The 22,096-nt window shown below is 53.4% G+C and carries 23 protein-coding genes; 19 read left to right on the top strand and 4 right to left on the bottom strand.

Going from position 1 to position 22,096, the window contains the following annotated elements:
* Positions 1-80 precede the first annotated feature (80 nt).
* Positions 81-1,433: a M23 family metallopeptidase gene (locus tag DWB63_RS05295; protein ID WP_128327767.1), complete on the bottom strand. Its 1,353-nt coding sequence runs from the start codon at positions 1,431-1,433 to the stop codon at positions 81-83.
* A 162-nt stretch (positions 1,434-1,595) separates the two neighbouring features.
* Positions 1,596-2,027 (bottom strand): CBS domain-containing protein, encoded by a 432-nt coding sequence (locus DWB63_RS05290; RefSeq protein ID WP_128327766.1) that lies wholly within the window; start codon positions 2,025-2,027, stop codon positions 1,596-1,598.
* Positions 2,028-2,196: 169 nt separating this feature from the next.
* On the opposite strand from DWB63_RS05290, the gene DWB63_RS05285 reads away from it, so the two are divergent.
* The 19 genes from DWB63_RS05285 to DWB63_RS05195 all read left to right on the top strand — a co-directional run bounded on the left by DWB63_RS05285 (position 2,197) and on the right by DWB63_RS05195 (position 21,285).
* Positions 2,197-2,838, top strand: a complete 642-nt coding sequence (locus DWB63_RS05285) for a protein-L-isoaspartate(D-aspartate) O-methyltransferase (RefSeq protein ID WP_128327765.1) — start codon at positions 2,197-2,199, stop codon at positions 2,836-2,838.
* 28 nt (positions 2,839-2,866) lie between these two features.
* Positions 2,867-3,826, top strand: coding sequence for a DUF368 domain-containing protein (locus tag DWB63_RS05280; RefSeq protein ID WP_128327764.1), 960 nt, complete (start codon positions 2,867-2,869; stop codon positions 3,824-3,826).
* Between the two features lie 46 nt (positions 3,827-3,872).
* Positions 3,873-4,754, top strand: coding sequence for an Mrp/NBP35 family ATP-binding protein (locus DWB63_RS05275; protein WP_128327763.1), 882 nt, complete (start codon positions 3,873-3,875; stop codon positions 4,752-4,754).
* 10 nt (positions 4,755-4,764) lie between these two features.
* Entirely contained in the window at positions 4,765-5,352 is a 588-nt protein-coding gene (pgsA, locus tag DWB63_RS05270; RefSeq protein ID WP_128327762.1) for a CDP-diacylglycerol--glycerol-3-phosphate 3-phosphatidyltransferase, read from the top strand.
* Between the two features lie 241 nt (positions 5,353-5,593).
* Positions 5,594-5,872, top strand: a complete 279-nt coding sequence (locus tag DWB63_RS05265; RefSeq protein WP_128327761.1) for a hypothetical protein — start codon at positions 5,594-5,596, stop codon at positions 5,870-5,872.
* A 4-nt stretch (positions 5,873-5,876) separates the two neighbouring features.
* Positions 5,877-6,200, top strand: coding sequence for a septum formation initiator family protein (locus DWB63_RS05260; RefSeq protein ID WP_128327790.1), 324 nt, complete (start codon positions 5,877-5,879; stop codon positions 6,198-6,200).
* Positions 6,184-6,978, top strand: a complete 795-nt coding sequence (locus tag DWB63_RS05255; protein ID WP_128327760.1) for a tetratricopeptide repeat protein — start codon at positions 6,184-6,186, stop codon at positions 6,976-6,978. The genes DWB63_RS05260 and DWB63_RS05255 overlap by 17 nt, the downstream gene beginning before the upstream one ends.
* A 69-nt stretch (positions 6,979-7,047) precedes the next feature.
* The gene (locus DWB63_RS05250) at positions 7,048-7,836 is read left to right on the top strand and encodes a hypothetical protein (RefSeq protein WP_128327759.1); all 789 of its coding nucleotides are present in this window, start codon (positions 7,048-7,050) and stop codon (positions 7,834-7,836) included.
* Between the two features lie 32 nt (positions 7,837-7,868).
* The gene (gene fbp, locus DWB63_RS05245; protein ID WP_128327758.1) at positions 7,869-8,900 is read left to right on the top strand and encodes a class 1 fructose-bisphosphatase; all 1,032 of its coding nucleotides are present in this window, start codon (positions 7,869-7,871) and stop codon (positions 8,898-8,900) included.
* Positions 8,900-10,015 carry a tRNA (adenosine(37)-N6)-threonylcarbamoyltransferase complex transferase subunit TsaD gene (gene tsaD / locus DWB63_RS05240; RefSeq protein WP_128327757.1) on the top strand — a complete coding sequence of 372 codons (1,116 nt, stop codon included), beginning with the start codon at positions 8,900-8,902 and terminating at the stop codon, positions 10,013-10,015. The genes fbp and tsaD overlap by 1 nt, the downstream gene beginning before the upstream one ends.
* A 124-nt stretch (positions 10,016-10,139) precedes the next feature.
* Complete coding sequence (gene trxA, locus DWB63_RS05235) at positions 10,140-10,460, top strand: thioredoxin (RefSeq protein WP_128327756.1); 321 nt, start codon at positions 10,140-10,142, stop codon at positions 10,458-10,460.
* Positions 10,461-10,463: 3 nt separating this feature from the next.
* On the top strand, positions 10,464-11,384 hold the full coding sequence (gene trxB / locus DWB63_RS05230) for a thioredoxin-disulfide reductase (protein ID WP_128327755.1): 921 nt from the start codon (positions 10,464-10,466) through the stop codon (positions 11,382-11,384).
* Between the two features lie 8 nt (positions 11,385-11,392).
* Positions 11,393-12,121: an outer membrane protein assembly factor BamD gene (bamD, locus tag DWB63_RS05225; RefSeq protein ID WP_128327754.1), complete on the top strand. Its 729-nt coding sequence runs from the start codon at positions 11,393-11,395 to the stop codon at positions 12,119-12,121.
* Positions 12,122-12,167: 46 nt separating this feature from the next.
* Complete coding sequence (locus DWB63_RS05220) at positions 12,168-13,022, top strand: hypothetical protein (protein WP_241648635.1); 855 nt, start codon at positions 12,168-12,170, stop codon at positions 13,020-13,022.
* A gap of 1 nt (position 13,023) precedes the next feature.
* Positions 13,024-15,075, top strand: coding sequence for an elongation factor G (fusA, locus tag DWB63_RS05215; protein WP_128327752.1), 2,052 nt, complete (start codon positions 13,024-13,026; stop codon positions 15,073-15,075).
* Positions 15,076-15,078: 3 nt separating this feature from the next.
* Positions 15,079-15,615, top strand: a complete 537-nt coding sequence (locus tag DWB63_RS05210) for a DUF2062 domain-containing protein (protein WP_241648634.1) — start codon at positions 15,079-15,081, stop codon at positions 15,613-15,615.
* Between the two features lie 216 nt (positions 15,616-15,831).
* Positions 15,832-17,868, top strand: a complete 2,037-nt coding sequence (locus DWB63_RS05205; RefSeq protein WP_241648632.1) for a methyl-accepting chemotaxis protein — start codon at positions 15,832-15,834, stop codon at positions 17,866-17,868.
* A gap of 138 nt (positions 17,869-18,006) precedes the next feature.
* On the top strand, positions 18,007-20,190 hold the full coding sequence (locus DWB63_RS05200; protein WP_128327750.1) for a chemotaxis protein CheA: 2,184 nt from the start codon (positions 18,007-18,009) through the stop codon (positions 20,188-20,190).
* A 30-nt stretch (positions 20,191-20,220) separates the two neighbouring features.
* Positions 20,221-21,285 carry a chemotaxis response regulator protein-glutamate methylesterase gene (locus DWB63_RS05195; protein WP_128327749.1) on the top strand — a complete coding sequence of 355 codons (1,065 nt, stop codon included), beginning with the start codon at positions 20,221-20,223 and terminating at the stop codon, positions 21,283-21,285.
* Between the two features lie 64 nt (positions 21,286-21,349).
* Here the strand turns inward: DWB63_RS05195 and DWB63_RS05190 are convergent, their stop codons facing one another.
* A complete protein-coding gene (locus DWB63_RS05190; RefSeq protein WP_128327748.1) occupies positions 21,350-21,682 on the bottom strand; it encodes a DUF190 domain-containing protein in 333 nt (110 codons plus the stop codon).
* Between the two features lie 22 nt (positions 21,683-21,704).
* Positions 21,705-22,079: a fluoride efflux transporter CrcB gene (gene crcB / locus DWB63_RS05185; RefSeq protein WP_164879786.1), complete on the bottom strand. Its 375-nt coding sequence runs from the start codon at positions 22,077-22,079 to the stop codon at positions 21,705-21,707.
* Positions 22,080-22,096 lie beyond the last annotated feature (17 nt).

Genomic DNA, 22,096 nt, shown 5'->3' with positions numbered 1-22,096 from the left:
TCGTGCAATTATCGATCCGGGAAACCATGCCTGCTGCCTCCCCACAATAAAGAAAAACCCCTGTTGCCAGGGGTTGTTTCTTATTCCATCTTGGAAGTGATGTTGTTGGTTATCCAACTGCTGTCCCACCATTCAATGGGTTGCGTGGGGATGCCGGCTACCGTGATCCCATAATGGAGATGATCGCCTCCGGCCAGTCCGGTGGTGCCGGTGTTGCCGATGGTTTGACCCTTGGCGACCATGTCGTCCAAGGCAACCGCGATGGAACTCAGGTGGGCGTAGAGAGACTGGAGCCCCAGGCCATGGTCGATGACAACGACATTGCCGTAGATTCCCAGAAAGTCGGCGTATACGATACGACCGTCATTTCCAGCAGGCACAGGGGCGTGTTTGAGGCTGGCGAGATCCAGTCCAAGGTGGGTCTGGAAATCGACTTTCTTGCCCTTGTACATGTAGTCGCGGGCATCGGCGAAGCGGGCGCGGTTGGCAGCATTGGGCAGTCGCGCAAACGTGCCGGTCCAGAGCATGGTCGGACTGGTCAGGCGGCTGAGTTCCACGAGTTTGGCCCGGTTCTGCTTACGCAGTTCATTGTTGATGTAAAGATACTGGTCGAGTGGTGTCCCTTCATTGGGGACCAGCCCTTGGAATTCCGGGATGGTCTGTTCCATGAAGTTGTCGGAGAGGTTGATTTGGTCATGCCGGAAACTGCGTCCGTTGGTGTGGTAGTTGAAGGACTGCTTGGCACTGTTTCCGGCTCCATCCATGGCGGTGATGAATGGCTTGAAATCATTGACATTGGTATCCCACGGGTGGGTGAACATGCAGTAGTAGAGGAATTTCCCGGAATTTCCGGGCTGGAGATAGGCCGGGAAGAATCGTTCGCCGACTCTGATACCGGTTTCCGAGGCCTCTTCGCTCAGGGCATAGACCATCAATCCGGCCCCGCCCTGATTCAGGTTGTTTGTATGGGATTGGACAAAGATGCGGGGTGGCGTCATGTCCAGGTTGTATGATTTGGAGGCGGTGGACACGCCGGCGGCACCAAAGGGGTAGATGGACGCGTCTTGCGCCGTGACTTCGATGGTGAATTCGCCTTCCTTGATAAGGCCCTTGCTCAGGAGAATGGTCTCCTCTGCCTGCATGATGCCACCGGGATAGGTCTTGACGGCCAGGGGGGTGCGCGTGTCTCCCTGCACTGCGGTGATTTCCAGGAGCTTGAGTCCGCTGCCGGGATCTTCCGACCGGACCACTACCGGGATCTCCTTGCCCACCAGTGCGACTTCGGGGGTTATGGTTATGATCGGGGGGGTGGTGTCTTTGAAAAGCATGAAAAGGCCCGCGCAAAGGGCCAGGATGATGATTATGGAGAAGAGCCCGATGGGCAGTCCCTTGCTGCTTTTTTTCTTGGTCAGTCCTGTGGTGTCTTTATTCATGATCCTTCCTGTTGATATAAATTCTAGACTATTTCTATAATACTATATGGGCAGAGACAAGACAAGAAAGGGGGAAAAATGATTTGATGGTTATCTGTATGGAATAAAGAACAAAACCGCACTCGGCCGGGTGCGGTTCACAAGTCGGAAGGGGGGTGACGGTTATTCCTTGGTGTCGAGCCCGTCAATGAAGTCGATGGTCAAACGAAGGAAATCGGCCTCGGTGATTATCCCGGTCAATTCGCCGTTCTTTACCACGGGCAGACAGCCGTACTTGTGGTTGAGGAGGAGCTGGGCGGCGTCCTTGAGGGAGGTGTCCGGGGCGACTGAGGTTATGTCGGTCCGCATGATCTCATGGATGGGAATGCCGAAATCGATTTCCTTTTGCGTTTCAGGATCGAGTCCTGCCAGTTTGGAGATGGTGGCGGAAAGAATGTCGCGGTGGGTGACCAGACCTGTGAAGATGTTATCCACAGTGACAATGGGTATATGGCGAATGCGCTGGAGATTCATGAGCTCTCTGGCGTGGTGCAAGGAATCGTTTTCCTTGAGCGAAAAAACCGGTGACGTCATGAGGTCTTTGACCTTCAGCATAAGCTTCTCCTTGTGTCTGTAACTACTCTTCATCAAAGCAAGAAATGTGTCAATAGAGCCTGTCGTTATCAATTATTATTTATGGCTCGTGTTGACTTGGTGGGTAAAATCTGTTCAGCATCCCGCAGGTGTTTCCGATCATGGTACGCCTCTATTCCCAGGAGATGAAATGGTTGACCCGGTAAGGCTCAGGGAGCGCATGGTGCGCGAGCAGATTCAGGGGCGCGGCGTGACGGACAAACGCGTCCTGGAAGCCATGCTGTCGCTGCCCCGTCATCTCTTCGTGGAAGAGGCCTTGGCCTACAAGGCGTACTCAGACAGCCCCCTGCCCATTGGGGAAGGACAGACCATCTCCCAACCTTACATCGTGGCGCTGATGTCCGAACTGCTGCAAATCGAACCCGGCATGAAGGTGCTCGAGATCGGTACCGGTTCGGGATACCAGGCGGCGGTTTTGGCCCATATGGGGGCCGACGTCTATACGGTGGAACGGATTAAAAAACTTTTTTACAGTGCACGGAAACGGTTTATGGATATGCGCATGTTTTCCGTGAAGCTCAAGCTGGACGACGGCACCATGGGCTGGCTGGATGAAGCTCCCTTTGACCGTATAATCGTCACGGCGGGCGGTCCCGAGATTCCTGAACCTCTGGTGGACCAGTTGGCCCATGCCGGGCGTATGCTCATTCCCTTGGGCGAATCCAAACGGAATCAGACCCTGGTGCTCATTGAGAAGCAAAATGGCGAAATAACCCGGACCAACAAGGGAAGCGTGTCCTTCGTGGATCTGGTAGGCAACCACGGTTGGTAGGCGGTATTCCTTTGTGAGCAGGAAATCCATGAGCATGAAAGACGCCTTCATGGCGAGTCCGGGACCCCGCAATCCAAGAGAGGCGGCCCTGCTTTGGCTCAAGGGGGTGTGCATGGGCGGGGCCGACATCATCCCCGGTGTTTCCGGCGGCACCATCGCCTTCATTACCGGCATTTATGGCCAATTGGTGGATGCCATCCGTTCTTTTGACATGATCATGATCCGTCGGCTGTTGAAGTTGAATTTTGCCGGGGCATTGGCCGAGGTGCATGTACGGTTTCTTCTCTGCCTGCTTCTGGGCATCCTGACGGCCATTGTTACCATGGCAAGCGTCATGAATTACATGCTCAACACGCATCCCGTGGAGATATGGTCCCTTTTTTTCGGCTTGATCCTGGCCTCGATTTTCGTGGTCGGCAAGGAGATCGGTTCGCTTAATGCCATCAATGCAGGATGGGTTTTTCTCGGGGCCGCGGGCAGTTATTTATTGGTGGGCATGATTCCGGTGTCCACGCCAGAGACCTTGCCGTTTCTCTTTTTGTGCGGCTCCATTGCCATCTGCGCCATGATCCTGCCTGGCATCAGCGGTGCGTTTTTGCTGCTGATGCTCGGGAAATACGAATATGTGACGCGGACCCTCAAGAATCCGTTCCTGTGGGATAACTTTGTGGTCATCGCGGTTTTTTCGACGGGAGCAATTGTCGGGATCGTATTGTTTTCACGTGTGTTGCATTTTTTGTTACACAGGTGGCATGCGGCCACGGTGAGTGTGTTGACCGGATTCATGGTCGGAGCCTTGCGCAAGGTCTGGCCCTGGAAAGAAGTCTTGGAAACATCGGTCATTCGTGGAAAGATACATGTCCTGCGAGAGCAGAACATTCTGCCGGATCAATTCGGTATGGAAGTCGTCATGGCCACAGCTCTTGTTGTGGCGGGCGCATTCATTGTTTTGGGATTGGAGCGGCTTTCACGCGGCCGCGGAGTGTAATTACGAGATCTCCCTTGCGGGAGAATGCGATAAAGAGAGAAAAAACATGACTCAGTGCAGTTCCGGTTCCTGTGGTGGTTCGGGCAATCCAAGTGCCAAAATGCAAATCCAGGATGCGTTGATCAAATCCACCCTGGAGAAGATCAAATACAAACTGTTCATCATGAGCGGCAAGGGCGGGGTAGGCAAGAGCTCGGTTTCCGTCAATGTTGCTGCGGCCTTGGCGGCACGAGGTTTCAAGGTAGGCCTCCTGGATGTGGATATTCACGGTCCCAGTGTGCCGACACTGCTCGGCATTTCCGGCAACATGGATGTTGACCGGGGGTCCCTGATGATTCCCATGGAATATAACGAGAATCTTCATGTGGTCTCCATGGAGTCCCTGCTCAAGGATCCTGATCAGGCCGTGCTGTGGCGTGGCCCGATGAAGACTTCCGCCATTCGCCAATTCGTCTCCGACGTACAATGGGGCGATTTGGACTTTCTGGTTGTTGATTCCCCTCCCGGCACCGGCGACGAGCCCATGACCGTGCTCAAGACAGTGCCCGATGCCTTGGCGGTGGTGGTGACCACACCCCAGGAAGTTTCCTTGTCGGATGTGAGAAAATCCATCAACTTCCTTCAATACGCCCAGGCAAACATCCTCGGTGTGGTGGAAAACATGAGTGGGCTCGTTTGTCCTCACTGCCATCAATCCATTGATCTGTTCAAAAAGGGCGGCGGCAAGATGCTGGCCGAAAAATACGGCCTTGATTTTCTTGGTGCCATTCCGCTGGACCCGGCTACGGTCGTGGCTGGTGATCTCGGCGTTCCCGTGGTTTTGCTTGAGGCAGACTCCAGTTCCAAGCGTGCGTTCATAGAACTTGCGGATGTTATCGCTGAAGCCGCCCAAAAGAGTCTTGAGGCAGCCTCCACAAGTCAGACATAAGGCGGGAACAATGAACAAGAACGTTTTCAATCTGCCCAACTGCCTGACCATGGCTCGGATTCTGGCGGCACCCATTATCGTCTTTTTCCTCTATCTCGAAATGTGGTTCCAGTTCCGTATGGGCTCTTATTGTGCCTTTGGTTTGTATTTTCTTGCCTGCATCACGGACTATTTCGACGGCAAGATCGCACGTGAGCAAAATGCCATCACCAATTTGGGAAAATTCCTTGATCCGCTTGCAGACAAACTGCTCATAGGGTCGGCGCTGATCATGCTGGTCAGACTCGGACAGGGGTGGGGCGCTCCTGCATGGGTCGTAATCATCATCATCTGTCGTGAATTGGCCGTCACCGGTATGCGTGCCATTGCGGCAGAGATGGGAGAGGTCGTGGCCGCTGACAATCTGGGTAAGGCCAAAACCCTGATACAGTCATTAGCCGTGGGCTTTTTGATCTTTCACTATCCCTTGTTTGGATGGGATCCTCGTCCATTGGGGCAGGGGCTATTATACGTCGCCTTGATACTGACAGTTATTTCCGGCGGGAACTATTTGTATAACTTCTACAAAAAGTGGATTAGTGTTTCCGACGAAAGCTAGTGCCGATTGAACGCACACCTGAAAGTGGTGTGCGTTTTTTTTGATTCATGGACTTTCTAGAAATATTTGAGAAAAAATCTTGCCCGTAACATCGGTTGTAGTATAGTTGCCTGTATTTATTGAATATATTCTGTAATGACAGAGGCTTTGTTACATGATAATTTCTATCCTGTGTAACTGTACAAAATCTCGAAAAAATGGTTACTAAGCAAAGAGAGATAAACATTTCTGCGAGATGCATATGTCAGATTCCACTTCGATAAAACATCTTGTTCGCATAACCAATTGTCTTCAGACCATTCTGGATCTGGAGCCCCAGCTTGAACAATTGGAGCACGGTCATTCGCTTCTGGATGAATTCACCGTGCTGAAGTCGTTTCTCGAGAAGATTGACAAGGTTGAATTGAGCGAGTCTGACGTGGAGCGGATCGAGACGGCAACTTCGAATTTTCTCAAAGAGCTTCAAGGGCCTTTGTCACGCAGGAAAGCCCATGCACATGCGGAGCGAAGGCTCCAGTAACCGTATGCGTGGTAGAATAGTACTTATAGCGCTGCTCCTTTTCATCAACCTTTTCCTGCTGATCCGGTTGATATGGAGCGACCAGGGGATTTTTGCCTATCTGGAGCTCAAGAACAGGTATGATGTCCTACAGCAGAAAATCGATGGAGTGGACGGGAAGAGCCTGGATTTGAGTCAGGAAATTCGAAAACTCAAATCGGACAAGGGTTACCAGGAGAAAATTGTTCGAGAACGAATGAATTTTGTGAAGAAAGACGAACTCTTATATATATTTCCTGAAGAAAATACCAACCCCCGCGGAGAAGGAGTCGATGAACAAGAAAATTGAATGGTATCAGGAAGTTCTCTCCTTGGAGCCCGGTTCAAGGGTGTTTTTCCCCTTGGCAAAACTGTTCGTGGAGAACGGACAGCCTGAAGACGCCGTCAATACACTACGCCAAGGGCTTGATCGGCATCCCGATTATCTTGAGGCCCGTATGCTCCTGGTGGAGCTTTTGACGGAACTGGAGAGGGAGTCTGAGGTCCATGATCAGCTTGAACGGGTCATCAATTCGCTCAGGGATTATCCGGCTTTTTGGCGTGGGTGGGCCAGGAGTCTGCCACAGGAACAGCGCGACCTTTCAGTTTTCTTGATGCTGGTGGCATCCAATCTTTCAGGCGACATCATCAAATGGACCGATGTGGTCTTCGAAGGAATCGGCACTTTGGCCGACCGCTTGGTGGGTGCGCCTCTTCCGCCGCCGACAGATGGCCCTCCCTCGTTTACCCTGCCAAGGGTGGAGCGGGAAACGACAATGAGTCCGGACTTGGGCGGGCACGGATTTCGTCACGGTTCCGGGGCATTTCGCACCAAGACCATGGCCGACCTCCTGGCCTCTCAGGGCGATGTGGATGGCGCACTTGAAATCTACCGGGAATTGTTGCAATCAACCATGTCCGACGAGCGACGTTCCGAGTTGCAGGAACGGATTGTGCATCTAGAGCAGGGCCGGGAAAACAAAACCGGAGCGGAACTGGGAGATGCGTTCAGCGTACATGCGAAAAACCGCTTGATCAGCACCCTGGAGACCTTGGCTTCCAGATTCGAAGCCAGGGTTCAGAGTTAAATCAACCTAATGAAGTATGGCCCACGTCGTTTTTTCGATGCGGGATGTCCATGCACGCAAAGTGGATATATGAAATATTTATTATTGGGCATTTTGGCCGCAATGCTGATGCTTGGCGGTTGCAGCGTATGGGATACCACGGCTGACTACACCAAGGAGACGTGGCAAAGCACACGAGAATTAGTAGACCCGCCGCCGACTATCGATACAGACAGCTATCAGTTTACCAACTCCAATCAGGAAAAGTTGGCGAAGCTTATTTCTCCTGTGGATGGTCCTCTGACCTCTTTGACGCGTTTTGTTAATGACACAGACACGTTGCCTGGTGTCGAATGGCTCGATCTCTTGTTGGCCCGGTTCCCGTGGGTTGACCGGGTTCTGGTCACGGACGAAGAGGGTACCATCATTTTCATGCAGCCGGAGTTGCCGGTGAAACGGATCACCAAGCCTCTTGTCTTTGAAGGGGTGTGGCGTGATCTCAAACTGCTCACGGTCGTCGATTATTCCGACCTCGGTCCTGAACTCTACATAGGTCGTCCCTACTATGAGGATATCGCCTTCAGTGGATTGATCGGTGTGGGATTCGACCCGAGGTCGTTGTTGCGGTTGTGTCCCGACCCCAAGGAATTGATTATCATTCACCCGGGCAACCAGGTATGGTCTTTAGGTGCTGATGTGGACCAGGAGGGTCTGTTGGCACTGCCCTGGGAAGAGATGTTGAAAAGTGATGTCCAGGGACAGGTCCAGGTTGGCAATCGTTATTACACCTGGCTGACACGCTACGTGGGCGAAGACCAGTATGTGTATGCTACCCAGAGCGTCGATCCCAACGCAGAAGGCTCCTGGTGGCTCTTCTAGGGCGACTCCAACTGCACAAAAGGGAAAAAAGCATGTCACAACAGGTTACGGTCACAGAACATATTCTTTTGCACCAGAAAATGGTGCCGGGTGCCACAGGGCAATTCACGAGGCTATTCAATGAAATAGTCCTGTCGGCCAAGATCATTGGTCGTGCCGTAAACAAGGCCGGTTTGGTCGATGTCCTCGGATTTACGGGTGAGGTCAACGTTCAGGGCGAGGAAGTCAAGAAACTTGATGAATATGCCAACCGCATCCTCATCCATCGCCTGTCCCGTTCCGGCGTACTCTGCGCCATGGCCTCGGAAGAAAACGCGGATATCATCGAGGTCCCGGAATCGCTTCCCCGGGGCGACTACATCATCATTTTCGACCCTCTTGACGGCTCTTCGAATATCGACGTCAATGTCAACATAGGCACCATATTTTCCATCTTCAAGCGCAAGAGCAGCCCCGAAGCTGCCCTCATGTCCGGGGATGTCTTGCAGAAGGGCAGCGAGCAGGTTGCGGCCGGGTATATTCTTTACGGCTCTTCCACCATGCTGGTTTTCACCTGTGGCGAAGGTGTCCACGGCTTCACCCTGGACCCCAGCGTAGGGGAATTCCTCCTGTCGCATCCGAATATCCGTATCCCGGAGCAGGGCAAGATCTATTCGGTCAACGAGGGGTATGAGCGGTACTGGGATCGGTTTACCAAACAGGCGCTGGCATATTTCAAATCGCCCAAAAATGCGCTGAGAAAGCCTTACAGCGGTCGGTATATCGGCTCTCTTGTCGCAGATTTTCATCGTAATCTGCTCTATGGCGGGATTTTCATGTACCCCGCAGATCTGCGCGATCCAAAGAAGCCTTCCGGCAAGCTTCGGCTGACCTGCGAATGCAATCCCATGGCCTTTATCGCCGAACAGGCCGGCGGGATGGCCACTGACGGATTGAACAGAGTCATGGACATAGAGCCCGATCAGTTGCACCAACGCATTCCTTTTTTCTGTGGTTCCCTCAACGACGTCATGGTCGTTCAGGATATTTTCGAGACCGGGGCCAGAAGAAAAAAGAACAAGTAATGCTTACTCTTGGAATCGAGACCTCCTGCGATGAAACCGCTGTGGCCCTGGTGGCCGACGGACGGTTGCTGGGTGAAAAGCTGGCAACTCAGGTGGACACGCATGCCTTGTTCGGAGGCGTTGTTCCCGAGATAGCTTCGCGCGAGCACCTGCGGGTCTTGCCTCGTCTGTTCGGGGAACTGATGCGGGAGACCGGTACTCGCCCTGAAGAAATCGATACCGTGGCCGTGGCTCGAGGCCCAGGGCTTCAGGGCAGCCTGCTCGTGGGTGTCAGTTTTGCAAAGGGTCTTGCCCTGTCGATCGGTGCAGCATTGGTGGGCGTCAACCATTTGTGGGCGCACCTCCTTGCACCCGGCCTGGACCAGGAGTTGCGGTTTCCGGCACTCGGGCTTCTTGTTTCGGGCGGGCATACCCATACCTATCTGATCAGTTCGCCCACAGAATTTGAACTGCTTGGCAGGACATTGGATGACGCAGCTGGCGAAGCTTTTGACAAGGTTGCAAAATTATTGAACTTTCCATATCCTGGTGGCCGCTTCATCGATCAGTTGGCACAGGAGTCCGACCCGGATACCAGCCTGTTTCCGAGACCATACATCGATAACCCCAGCCTGGATTTCAGTTTCAGCGGTCTCAAGACGGCCGTGGCCAACTATGTTGCCGACAAGCCTGAGCTCGTGTTTGAATCCATGGCCGATAACGATGCTCTGCAAAATCTTGCACCGGAGAGGCGTGCTGCCCTTGCAAGGGTTTGCGCCTCCTTCAACTGGAGCGTGGCCGACACCTTGCGTATCAAGGTGGAGCGTGCATTGTTAAAAGTGGGTGCTGTCAAGAGCCTGGTTGTGGCCGGCGGGGTGGCAGCCAACACTGGGGTCAGGGAAATCATGAAATCCGTGGCTCGGAGCAGCGGAGTGCAGTTGATTTTGCCGGATTTGACATTATGTACGGACAATGGAGCTATGATAGCCTATGCCGGTTGGCAGCTTGCCCGGGCCGGGTACCGTCACGGGCTTGAACTTGAAGCCATCCCTCGGGGTCGCGTTGTTCCTTTGGACTGGACTCGCGCAGCCAAAGAGCCGGAGGGAGAGGATGTGAAATTTCAGGCTCCTTCTTGACAGTAGGGTACATGCAGACCTATTTTAAATAAATTGTGAAAACGACCGCAGCATGAAGCTGCTCCGGCTTGGCCGGATAATCCAGAATATGATGGCCACAGGCCGTGAAAAAAAGGAGAACTACATGGCGAACCAGATCACAGACGGTACTTTTGAGCAGGATGTCTTGCAGAGCGACCTCCCTGTCCTCATCGATTTTTGGGCGCCTTGGTGCGGTCCTTGTCGAGCCATGGGGCCTGTCATTGACGAACTTGCCGAAGAGTTCGACGGTCAGGTGAAAATCGTCAAGATGAACGTGGACGAGAACTCCGCCACTCCGGGCAAATATGGCATCCGTGCTATCCCGACCCTGATCCTGTTCAAGGGCGGCGAAGTCGTGGATCAGTCAACCGGTGCCGTATCCAAAAGCAGCATCAAGGAAATGATTACCAAGAAGGCGCTGTAATATATGAGATCTTATGACGCCGTAGTCATAGGGGGCGGCCCGGCAGGAATGACGGCTGCCCTTTATCTTTTACGGGCAGGTGTGAAAACTGTCATGATCGAAAAGCTGTCTCCGGGCGGCCAGGTCCTCATGACCTCTGAAATCGAGAACTACCCGGGATTTCCCAAGGGACTCCAGGGGTGGGAGTTGGCCGACAAGTTCGCCAACCATCTTGAGGAGTATGACCTCGATCGGATCAACGACGAGGTGCGTGCCATTGAAGTCGGTAGTCCCCTGCACACCATCAGGGTGGGGGATGAGGACGTGCAGGCCAAGACGATTATTCTTGCAACCGGTTCCCGGTATCGGAGACTCGGCATCCCCGGCGAGGAGCGTCTTCTCGGCAGGGGGGTATCCTATTGCGCCCTGTGTGACGGGAACTTCTTCCGTGACCAGGATGTCGCCGTCATCGGCGGTGGGAACTCTGCTCTTGAAGAGGCTTTGTACCTCGCTCGTCTGGTGAAAAAGGTGTATATCATCCATCGGAGACAGGACTTTCGCGGTTTGCTTTGCTATCAGGACAAGTGCTTTACTCACGAGAAAATCGAGATTATCCGTAACACGGTCGTGGATGAAATTCAGGGTGAGGCAAATGTCGAAACCCTGGCTCTCAGAAATACCGCTACCGGTGAGTCGTCTCAATTAAAAATTGACGGCACTTTCATTTTTGTCGGGTTCGAACCGATCATGAATTTTGTGCCGAACGGTGTCGAGAAGGAAAAAAACGGCATTGTGACCGATGTCGAGATGCGGACAAACGTCCCCGGTATTTTTGCCGCTGGAGACATTCGAGCCAAGCAATGCCGTCAGGTTGCTTCTGCCGTAGGTGATGGCGCCACTGCTGCCACTGCCGCCTTTTCATATCTTGAGCAATTGGACGTTTAGGAGCTTTCATGCGCCGTATATTGGTCCCGGCCTTTGTGTTGATCCTGATGCTTCTTTCGGGATGCATCTGGATTGACAGTTATTTTCTGCCCCCGCCCGAGGATACGGCCCAGGAGCTGTATGAAGCGGGCATGGCAGCCATGGATGAGAAAGACTACGGGGACGCACAGGAATATTTTACCAAACTCAAGGATCGGTTTCCTTTCAGCCCGTTCGCCCTCAAGGGAGAACTGGCTCTGGGTGACGCCTACTTTTTGGATGATAATTTCCTTTTTGCCCTTGAAACATACAAGGAATTTGAGGCACTGCATCCCAGCAACGAGAACCTTCCCTACGTTCTCTACCAGATCGCCAGTTCCAACATCGGTATGTTCAAGTCCATTGACAGGCGGCAGGAGAACGTCAAAGAGGCACTTGAGTATCTCTATCGTCTTGTAGAGACCTATCCCCAGTCGCAGTATGCAGAAGCGGCCAAAGGCCTGATTCTCAAAGGCCGTCGGATTCTGGCGGAACACGAGATATACATGGCCGATTTCTTTTGGCGCACAGATCAATTTGGTCCGGCCTGGCATCGGTATCAATACGTGGTTGAGAATTTTTCGGACATTCCCGAGTTGCGTGATTACGCCGTCAAGCGCGCTGAGTATTCCTATTTTGAATACCAGAAGACCCTGTCCGAAAGTGAACGTCAGCGTATTCAGGGCAGTTGGTTGCTCTGGGTAAAAAAGTGGCTGTAAACCCGTACCGTTGTTTCAGAGGCTGCCTATTGCCATGCGAAAAAAAGTGTTTGGATTTCCCGATCGGATCAATGAGTTCGTTGTGGACGACACACTTTTCGCGCACGCCTATGAGAATACGCCTGATCAAAAACGTGCCCTGTTGAAGACCTGCATAGCCCGTCTTTATGATTGTTACGGTCCCCGGAAGGATCGCAGCGTGCAGGTTTCCACGAACTGGAGGGGCGGTTTCAATACCGTTTGTCGGCACGAGCCGGTGGATTTTGCCGTATTGCTCTTTGATGACACGCTGCTGTCTTCAACTCGTCTTCTTGCCGGTTTGGTGCCCGCTGTGGCCTGTGGTGTGGAGAATATCCTGGCTGTCCGCATGGGAGGCTCTGCCCCATGGCCGCCGCCGGTGCTGGCCGGTCTCGAATTGGCCGGACAGGAACTGGTTGTGGACATGGACGCTGGCCAATGGGCAGAGCTGATGCACGAGTTGTGTGCCTCGGGCCATTCGGGCGTGGTGATCGATCTGGTTGAAGACGGGAATCATTTTTCGGCGGACGGCTGCGTATCCGGTTACTGTCCGAAATTGAGCCGGACAGCCGTTGTCTGGATGGATGAAGGGCATTTGGTTGACCTTGACGTCCTGGCTTTCGCACATCCCGATGTCGCTTTCACGGTGTACGGGGCAAACCTTCCGCTTCCCAAGGGGAATTTTGTTTATGGCGGCGACAATGTCCAGATGTTTCTGGAGGGGATTGTTGATGTCGCCTACGCACCTGTCTCTTTGACCGAGGAGGCTCTCAAGAGCGCGAAACTGGTGTTGGGGCCGGGGCAGGAAGAGTGCTGGGTCTGGCCGGATCTCCATTCAGAGCATTTCCAACTTCATCGTACAGCCTTGACCCTCGGAGCCTGATGTGAGCAAGAGCAACGCCCCTTCGACGAAGGCACTTACCAACCTTCGCAATATCGGCATCATTGCACATATTGATGCCGGGAAAACCACCCTGACTGAAAGAATCCTTTTTTATTCCGGAAAAATACATCGTATTGGCGAGGTTCATGAAGGGACCGCCACCATGGATTACATGCCCGAGGAGCAGGAGCGTGGTATCACCATAACCTCGGCCCTTACCTCCTGTCGGTGGGACCCGTGCATGATCAATATCATCGACACGCCCGGCCATGTGGATTTTACCATCGAGGTTGAGCGTTGTCTGCGGGTATTGGATGGTGCAGTGGGGGTCTTTTGCGGTGTCAGCGGGGTGGAGCCGCAGTCGGAAACCGTATGGAGACAGTCCGAGTCGTATCACGTACCCAAGTTGGCCTTTATCAATAAAATGGATCGGCTGGGTGCGGACTTCGACAATGTGCTGGATTCCATGGTCAAGAAACTCAGGGCCAATCCTTTGGCCATTCAGTATCCTGATGGTGCAGGCCAGGATTTTTGCGGGGTGTTCGATCTGGTGACCATGCAGCGGCTGGAATTCGACCAGGCGAGCAGCGGTGTGGAATACACTCTTCGCGAGTTGACGGCAGAAGAAGCTGAAAGGGTCTCTCCTCACCGGGAAAGGCTGATCGAGGTCGCAGCCGAGGAGGACGAGGAGATTCTGGATCTCTACCTGTCCGGTGAGATCGTGCCTGCGCAAAAGATCCGTGCAGCCTTGAGAAAGGCGACCCTGGCCAGGAAGATCGTTCCCGTGCTGGTGGGTTCGGCCCTCAAGAATATAGGGGTGCAGCCTGTACTGAATGCCGTCTGCGACTATCTTCCCAGTCCTCTGGATGTGCCGGTTCCCATTGGCGTCGATCCCAGAAACCGCAACAAGATATCGTTTGGAGTCTCGCATCAGGAGCCTTTGTCTGCCCTCGTCTTCAAGGTGGCCATGGATTCGGGCCGCAAATTGGCTTTGATGCGTATCTATTCCGGTCGGCTCGACGCCGGTGACAGCATATTCAACGTCACTCAGGACAAGGATGAACGCGTGGCGCGGCTGTTCAGACTGCACGCCGGGCACAGGGAAAAGATAGATGCAGCCTTTGCCGGTGACATGGTGGCTGCTGCCGGTATGAAGTTTGCCCGTACGGGTGATACGCTGGCGACAACGGAAGCTCCCATCATCCTTGAACAGATAGCCGATTACAAGCCAGTGATTTCCCTTGCCATAGAACCTCGCAATTCCGAGGAAGGGGAGAAGCTTGATGAGGTTCTGGAAAGATATCTCATGGAAGATCCTACACTGGATCTGAAGCGCGACGAGGATACCGGACAGATTATCCTCTCCGGTATGGGCGAACTGCATCTGGAAGTTATTCTTGAGCGCATCAAGCGTGAGTACAAGCTTGAGCCGCGGGCAGGGAAGCCGCAGGTGGTCTACCAGGAAACCATTGCCGCCAAGGGCGTGGGCAGGGCTCAGTTCAATCGCGAACTTGGAGAGGTCATGCATTTCGGAGGCGTGGAGCTGTCCGTGGAGCCTTTGTCCAGGGACAAGGAGCGCACCGTTTCTTTTGAAGTTGATACCACGGCCTGGCCTGAGGCCTGGCTGGAAGCGGTCTCGGACGGTATCCTGGATGGATTGCAAAGCGGCGTCATTCGCGGGTACCCCGTGCAGAATGTCCGCGTCCGGGTGTTGAATATGGAACGCAGGGACGGTGACTCCAGCCCGGTCGGCTATCGCATGGCTTCGGCCATGGCTCTGAAGGAGGCGCTGTCCAAGGCTGATCCCAAGCTCATGGAACCGATCATGTGGGTGGAGATCAATGTCCCGGAGGAATTTGTTGGCGACGTTGTCGGTCTGCTCGGTGCGAAAGGGGCCAAGATCGAAAACATGATCGATCGTTATGGAATGAAGATTGTTCAAGGATTGGCGCCGCTTGCCAATTTGTTCGGTTTTTCCACAGATCTGCGGTCTGCCACCCAGGGCCGGGCCGGATTCATGATGAAATTTTCTTGTTTCGATGTGCTGGAGTAGCCCTTGACCGACGTTCGGCGACAGCCGTCTTCAAACTATCCGCCGAAGCGGACTCCCAGGGACAAGTGGGAAGGCAGCAAGCGATGGGTGCGGTATTGGTATCTGCGTCTCATGCGCCAGAACTCGTCACCGAAAAACCTGGCGGCTGCATGTGCGCTGGGCATGTTCATTGGTGCCATGCCCATTATCCCATTTCAATCGGTGGTGGTTATCGCCTTGGCGTTCGTCATGCGGGTCAACAAATTGGCCGCTTGGCTGGCTACGTGTTATTCCAACGCGCTGACCATGGTCCCGTTCTATTATTTCCTGTATGTTTTGGGTGAGGCCGTTACCCCGTTCGACAATGTGGCTTTCAACCCGAACCAGTTGGAGATGACGCAGCTCATCAATGCAGGGTGGCAGGCCTTCGTGGTCATGTTTGCCGGCGGTCTTGCCTTCGGCATACCGGCCACTGTTGTGACGTATTTCGTTTCTCTCTTTGTGATTCGCAGGTATCGGGAACGCAGGACCATCCGCTTGCTGAGGAAGCGGCGGGGGTAAAGCGTGTTTTTATTGGCTGTGGATTATTGCGTCGGAAGTTGTGACTTTCGGCGTTTTTTTTTGATTTCTTTTACCATTAATTGATTTTAAAATGAAACAAGCATACTAATAGTTTGGTATTCATATTTATTTTTCAAAGGGTCGATTTTTTGTACATTAGGAGCTAGACGGATGTCAGCGAGCCCTGTGGGATTGATGGTTGTATTTGGTTTGCTCTTGAGCGCTTTATTCGCCGCTGCCGTTTTTTTCGGCGGATGGTTGTTCTTCGGTATTGCCGCAGGGTGCGCCTTGTTTCTATCCTGCCTGGTCGGGTATTTTCAGGTTCGCTTTCGAAGACGCTTGCTGACGGCACTTGAAGCCGTGGCAGAAGGGAACATGTTGTCCGAAGCCGATGCAGGGTTGTTCGACGGTTTTTTGTTTTCATGGTCGGAAGACTTGTCCATAAAACAGAAAATGGGTGAGTTCTATAAAGAGACGTTCAAGGGGCTTGGCAGTCCTGCCCTGGTTTGTGACAAGCAGGGTGTCATCGTTCTGGCTACGAAATCCATGCTCGCCCTAGTGCGCAAAAAAGAGGATCAGGTGGTCGGATTTTCTGTCAGCAGGGCTTTGTACGACAAGAATGGGGTTTCCGTCACCGAAAAAGCCCTTAAATCAGGCAAGCCCGTTGAGGATACCCTTGATCTGCAACTGTGGGATGGCCGGATCGTCCCTGTCGAACTTTTTGTCAGCTTTGTTCACGCTACCGATGGTGAGACTCTCGGCGCGGTCACTTCATTCATCGATTTGACGGATCGGATGGAGCACCAGCGGGAACTTGATCTTCAGCAGGAGCGGATGCAGCAGGCGAGCGTCAGGATCAGTGGTCTGGCCGAGCATGTGGCTTCGGCTACGGAGTTGTTGTCCGCTTCGGCAGATGATTTGGCTCAGGGAGCGCAGAAGCAACGTCGACAAACCGCCTCGGTGGCTACTGCCATGGAGGAAATGACCAGCACTGTTTTGGAGGTGGCCCAGAATGCCACAGTGACCAGCGAAGCAGCCGAAGAGGCCAATGAATCTGCGGTCGAGGGTGTGTCCATGGTGAATAATGCCGTGTCGGCCATCAACCAGGTTGCAGAATCGGCGCAACTGTTGGGCAAGGAAGTCGATGAGTTGGATCATCAGGCCGCCGAGATCGGCAAGATCATCAGCGTCATTAACGATATTGCCGATCAGACCAACCTGTTGGCCCTCAATGCCGCAATCGAGGCAGCCAGAGCAGGGGAGGCCGGTCGTGGATTTGCCGTGGTGGCTGATGAGGTTCGCAAATTGGCGGAAAAGACCATGGATGCGACCAAGCAGGTGGAAACAGCCATAATCTCGATTCAGGATAGGTCCAGAAACGCCACCAGTTCCATGCAGGCCACTGCCGTAAAGGTCGAGGAAAGTACGGACTTGTCGAACAAGGCCGGTGAGGCATTGCAGCATATCATGAATAATATTCAGGATATGGTGAGCAGGGTGGCCCAGATCGCCACGGCCGCGGAGGAACAGTCTTCGGCAGCCGAAGAGATCATGCGCAATGTAGAAGAAATTGCAGTCATTGCCGAGGATGCCGACGAAGCAGCCGGACAGGCTGCCGACGCTACTCGGGATATGGCGGAATTGGCTCGGGATTTACTCACTGTCTCCAAGGAGTTCGGCAAGGGGGACGGCAGTGGTGAATTGAAATTGCGGAAGTCTGATGGGCAGATGAAGGGTGTTTTGCTCAAACTGACACAGGAATACGTGTTGCAGACTTTCGGCAAGGAACGGTTTGCATCCATGCAGGAAAGCATGGGGAATCCCGTCTTTCTGCCGACGGACAGCTATCCGGATGAGGTGTTGACACAAATGGCCGAGCTTGTCGCTCGGGATTCGGGCAAGAGCACCAGGGAATTCTTCATCGGTTTGGGCAGGTATACCGTTGTCCGGTTTCATGAAATGTACCCCGTTCATTTCAAGAAGGAGTCCTTGAAGGAGTTCTACCTTCGGATGAATGACGTCCATGCCCAGTTGACCAAGGCGCAACCGGGCATCAAACCGCCGAGGTTTACGTATGAGGACAAGGGGGATGATTTGTTCATGAACTATCGTTCCACTCGGGGGTTGTTTGATTATTTCGAAGGCATTTTGCTTGGTGCCGCCGCTTTCAAGGGGGAAAAGGTTCGCATAGCCGTGAAGCCCTTTGACAAGGAAACGGCCCGGGCTGAAATCGAGTTTCTCGGAAAGGCGTAACAAGGTTTTGATTGAATAAAGATTATAATAGGCTATTTGTGTTTTTGAGGGTGATATATAGACTGGAAATCGATGTGGTCGTTCCCCTTAGCTTGATGCTGGAAACGCATATAGATCTGATTCGAGGAGAGTGCCGGGATGTCAGCAGATGATCTGAACAGGCAGATATTCAAAGAGGAAGCCTACGACCTTTTGCATGAGCTTGAAGGTGCGTTACTTGAGCTTGAAGAATCCCCGGATGACATGGACCTGGTCAATCAGATATTTCGGGCCTTGCACACCATCAAGGGATCCGGTTCCATGTTTGGATTTGAAGCGATTGCTGCTTTCACCCATGAGGTGGAGTCAGTGTTCGACATGGTGCGCAACGGCGATGTCCAGGCTACGCCTGTTCTGTGTAGTCTTGCTCTCAAGTCCAGGGATCAGATCAGAATCATGCTCGAAGCAGATGAGGACGATGATGTACCGGTGGAACCGGAGATTGCCGAAGAAATTCTCAGGGGGCTGAAGGCGTTTGTTGAAGGAACCGATGAAGGTGATCAGGATGCATCGGTTGTGGAGAGTGCCGGTGAGCCTGCGGCTGACGGCGAAATGCAATCGGATGTCGCAGACGAAGTTGAAGTGAAAGCCCCTTTGTTCAACTATGTGATCACGCTGCGGCCTCTGGGCGCAGAGGCCATAGATACTGCCTCGGTCGAAACTTTTTTTGAAGAATTGGAGAGGCTTGGCGAACTCAAGGTGCTATCCAGCCACGGCGAAACTGGTCATGGTTGGGAACTCGGCCTTGAAAGCGAGGCTCCCAAGGATAGTGTTCAGGATGTGTTCTTTTTCCTGGATGCGAATTTGAAGGTTGAAGTCTCTGAGGCCGGAGTTGCTGCCGTGGCCACGGAAAGTGTTGCTCCACAGCCTGCCGCCGTTTCTTCCGCTGATGGTGACGATGACATGTCCACCATACCGAGGATAGGCGAAATCCTTGTCGAGAGCGGTGATTTGACCGCTGCCGATGTTGAGGCCGCGCTCACGGCTCAGAAGGGCAGGAGCGACAAGCCGCTGGGCCAGATTTTGACCGAATCGGGCAAGGTTGGGCCGGATAAGATCAGTAAGGCTGTGCAGAAGCAGGGAGAGGTCAAGGAACAGGAAGTTCACAAGAAACGAGAGGAGGCTTTGACCAGTATTCGGGTCGCAGCCGACAAGCTTGATTATCTCGTTGATCTGGTCGGCGAACTGGTCATTGTCCAGGCTCAGATCACTCAGGTGGTCAGTGAGAGACACGACCCGGCCTTGACTCTTTTGGCCGAGGAGCTTGAAAGACTCAGTGATGAACTCAGGGATTCCACGTTGGGAATCCGTATGCTGCCCATAGGAACATCTTTCAGTAAATTCAGACGGCTGGTCAGAGACCTCTGTGCCAATCTCGGCAAGCAGATCAGTTTGTCCACCAGCGGAGCCGATACCGAGTTGGACAAGACAGTCATTGAGCGGCTGGGCGATCCTCTGGTGCATCTGTTGCGGAACAGTATAGACCACGGCATCGAACTACCGGAAGAAAGGGAAGCCAAGGGCAAGCCGCCTCAGGGGAATATCATGTTGTCAGCCGAGCATTCCGGCGGCGAAGTGCTCATACGCATCACGGACGATGGCAAGGGAATGCGCAGTGACATGATCCGTGAGAAGGGAATTGAACGGGGATTGATTTCCAAGGATGCCGAACTCACGAAAAAGGAATTGTTCAAGCTTATTTTCGAACCAGGGTTTTCCACAGCTACGGAAGTAACCAACGTTTCCGGTAGGGGCGTGGGCATGGATGTGGTGAAACGGGCCATTGACTCCCTGCGCGGTACAATCGACATTGATTCGAAGCCGGACGTCGGCACGACCATTACCATACGGTTGCCGCTGACTCTGGCCATTATTGATGGGCTCCAGGTGCAGGTCGAAAATGAATTCTACGTTATTCCGCTTTCATTGGTGGAGGAATGCGTTGAGTTAACCCGCAGTGAAGTCGAGAGCTCCGACTCCAACCAGCGCATACTGCATCTGCGCGGTGAAATCGTACCCTATATTCACATCCGTGATTGGTTCGACATAGAGGGCGAGAATCCGCCCATAGAGCAGATCGTCATCACCGGTGTGGAAGGGAGTCGTATCGGCATTGTGGTTGATACGGTCATAGGTGAGCATCAGACCGTTATCAAGAGTCTGGGACGCGTCTACAAGGACGTGGAAGGTATTTCCGGGGCAACCATCAAGGGAGATGGGTCCATTGCTCTTATTCTCGATGTGCCTGGTCTGGTCAGGCGGGTCGTTGCTGAATCCAAATAGTTTTAGCTGAGTTTCCTACGAGGTTTGAATATGCGTAAAATACGAGTTCTCATTGTTGATGATTCGGCCGTGGTTCGACAGACTCTTGAGGATATTCTTTCTTCCGATCCCCAGATCGAGGTCATGGGTACCGCCGTGGACCCGTATGTGGCAGCAGAGCGGATGAAGAAGGAAGTTCCCGATGTCATCACTCTGGACATTGAAATGCCGCGCATGGACGGCCTGACCTTTCTGAAAAAGCTCATGAAGCAGCACCCCATCCCCGTGGTCATATGCTCCTCTGTGGCCGGGCATGGTACGGATAATGCGCTGAAGGCCCTTGAGTACGGTGCGGTCGAGATTATCACTAAACCCAAGGTGGGTACCAAGAAATTTCTGGAAGAGTCGAGTATCCGTCTTATCGACAAGGTCAAGGCTGCCGCCCAGGTCAGTGCCAAGGCCATCAAACCCGCAGCGCCGGTTCAGGTCCAGCCAAAGCTCAGCGCTGATGCAGTAATTCCCAAGGGAAAGCCCATGCCAGTCTCCCCCACTGATAAAATTTGCCTCGTGGGTGCGTCAACCGGTGGAACCGAAGCCTTGCGTGTCTTTTTGGAGGCGCAGCCGGTTAATTGCCCGCCCATCGCCATTGTCCAGCATATGCCGGAACATTTCACGGCAGCCTTTGCCAACCGCCTCAACTCCATATGTCAGATATCCATCAAAGAGGCCAAAGACGGCGACCCGATGTTGCGCGGTCAGGCACTCATCGCCCCTGGTGACAAGCATATGCTGCTCAAGCGGACGGGTTCAAAATATTATGTTGAAGTCAAGGAGGGACCGCTGGTTTCCCGGCATCGTCCCTCGGTTGACGTTCTGTTCCGCTCCGGAGCTCGTTACGGTGGCTCCAACGTGGTGGCCGCCATCATGACGGGCATGGGCGACGACGGAGCAAAGGGCATGAAGGAAATGAAAGAGGCCGGAGCCTACACCATAGCCCAGGACGAAGCGAGTTGCGTGGTTTTCGGTATGCCCCAGGAAGCCATCAAGCATGGCGGCGTAGACAAGATATTGCCTCTTGATCGGATAGCCGGGGAGATTGTCCGGGCATGTGGTTAGGAAGCTGGCGCTGCAATGAAGAAGGATACAGTCCCTGCGAACCGAGTTCGCAGGGACTTTTTGTTTAGCTGTGGCGGTAGGCTATGACATCCACTGGTTCGCGGGTTACCATACCCTCCATAACCATGGTGTCGAGGAGTTCGAGCAGGGGGGAAAGCTGATCTGGATGGTCCACGATCTCCACCACCACCGGTAAACCCTCGGACAGGCGCAGTATCTTGCTCGTATGGATTCGACTGTTGGCTCCGAAGCCGATCAGGCCGCGGTAAACCGTGGCCCCGGCCAAGCCGAGTTTGCGCGCTTCCCGGACGATGGCTTCAGCAAGGGGCACGCCTTTATGCTTGTCATCCTCTCCTATGTAGATTCTAATTCGTTCAGCTTTTTCAAGAAGTTTCATGGCGTTCTCCCAATGGAAGGGGTTACAGGAGGCGGCCTAGGGCAATGCCTGCCATTACGAGGGCCAGTCCGGCAACGGATTGACCGACCACGTTCAGCAGGGCGAAAGCCATCTGACCATACTTGACCAGTTCCGCTGTCTCGAACATGTAGGTGGAGAAGGTGGTGAATGCGCCCATGAAGCCGGTCAGAACCAGGAGTCGGATCTCGCTGCCGGGGAGCATCCTGGTTTCAAAAAATCCCCAGACCGCGCCGAACAGCAGGCATCCGGTCATGTTTACGAGGAAGGTTCCCAGGGGAAACGATCCGCCTGCGAACCGTTGGGCCACACCGGACAGCCAATAGCGCGAAAGCGATCCGGCTGCGCCGCCCAGAGAAATATAGAGTATTTTTGTCAGCATTTCGATATCCTTGT

This window comes from Pseudodesulfovibrio sp. S3 (assembly GCF_004025585.1).
GTDB lineage: Bacteria > Desulfobacterota > Desulfovibrionia > Desulfovibrionales > Desulfovibrionaceae > Pseudodesulfovibrio.
The sequence above is the reverse complement of the archived record's forward strand: the minus strand, read 5'-3'. Positions and strand labels throughout refer to the sequence as shown.

Bases quoted from the DNA above. Each gene is read 5' to 3' on its own strand.
- DWB63_RS05265 (WP_128327761.1), top strand. From the start codon at position 5,594: ATGTCAGATTCCACTTCGATAAAACATCTTGTTCGCATAACCAATTGT.
- trxB (WP_128327755.1), top strand. From the start codon at position 10,464: ATGAGATCTTATGACGCCGTAGTCATAGGGGGCGGCCCGGCAGGAATG.
- DWB63_RS05295 (WP_128327767.1), bottom strand. From the start codon at position 1,433: ATGAATAAAGACACCACAGGACTGACCAAGAAAAAAAGCAGCAAGGGA.
- bamD (WP_128327754.1), top strand. From the start codon at position 11,393: ATGCGCCGTATATTGGTCCCGGCCTTTGTGTTGATCCTGATGCTTCTT.
- DWB63_RS05195 (WP_128327749.1), top strand. From the start codon at position 20,221: ATGCGTAAAATACGAGTTCTCATTGTTGATGATTCGGCCGTGGTTCGA.
- DWB63_RS05290 (WP_128327766.1), bottom strand. From the start codon at position 2,027: ATGCTGAAGGTCAAAGACCTCATGACGTCACCGGTTTTTTCGCTCAAG.
- DWB63_RS05275 (WP_128327763.1), top strand. From the start codon at position 3,873: ATGACTCAGTGCAGTTCCGGTTCCTGTGGTGGTTCGGGCAATCCAAGT.
- fbp (WP_128327758.1), top strand. From the start codon at position 7,869: ATGTCACAACAGGTTACGGTCACAGAACATATTCTTTTGCACCAGAAA.
- DWB63_RS05260 (WP_128327790.1), top strand. From the start codon at position 5,877: ATGCGTGGTAGAATAGTACTTATAGCGCTGCTCCTTTTCATCAACCTT.
- DWB63_RS05285 (WP_128327765.1), top strand. From the start codon at position 2,197: ATGGTTGACCCGGTAAGGCTCAGGGAGCGCATGGTGCGCGAGCAGATT.
- DWB63_RS05250 (WP_128327759.1), top strand. From the start codon at position 7,048: ATGAAATATTTATTATTGGGCATTTTGGCCGCAATGCTGATGCTTGGC.
- pgsA (WP_128327762.1), top strand. From the start codon at position 4,765: ATGAACAAGAACGTTTTCAATCTGCCCAACTGCCTGACCATGGCTCGG.
- DWB63_RS05200 (WP_128327750.1), top strand. From the start codon at position 18,007: ATGTCAGCAGATGATCTGAACAGGCAGATATTCAAAGAGGAAGCCTAC.
- DWB63_RS05280 (WP_128327764.1), top strand. From the start codon at position 2,867: ATGAGCATGAAAGACGCCTTCATGGCGAGTCCGGGACCCCGCAATCCA.
- trxA (WP_128327756.1), top strand. From the start codon at position 10,140: ATGGCGAACCAGATCACAGACGGTACTTTTGAGCAGGATGTCTTGCAG.
- DWB63_RS05255 (WP_128327760.1), top strand. From the start codon at position 6,184: ATGAACAAGAAAATTGAATGGTATCAGGAAGTTCTCTCCTTGGAGCCC.
- DWB63_RS05190 (WP_128327748.1), bottom strand. From the start codon at position 21,682: ATGAAACTTCTTGAAAAAGCTGAACGAATTAGAATCTACATAGGAGAG.
- tsaD (WP_128327757.1), top strand. From the start codon at position 8,900: ATGCTTACTCTTGGAATCGAGACCTCCTGCGATGAAACCGCTGTGGCC.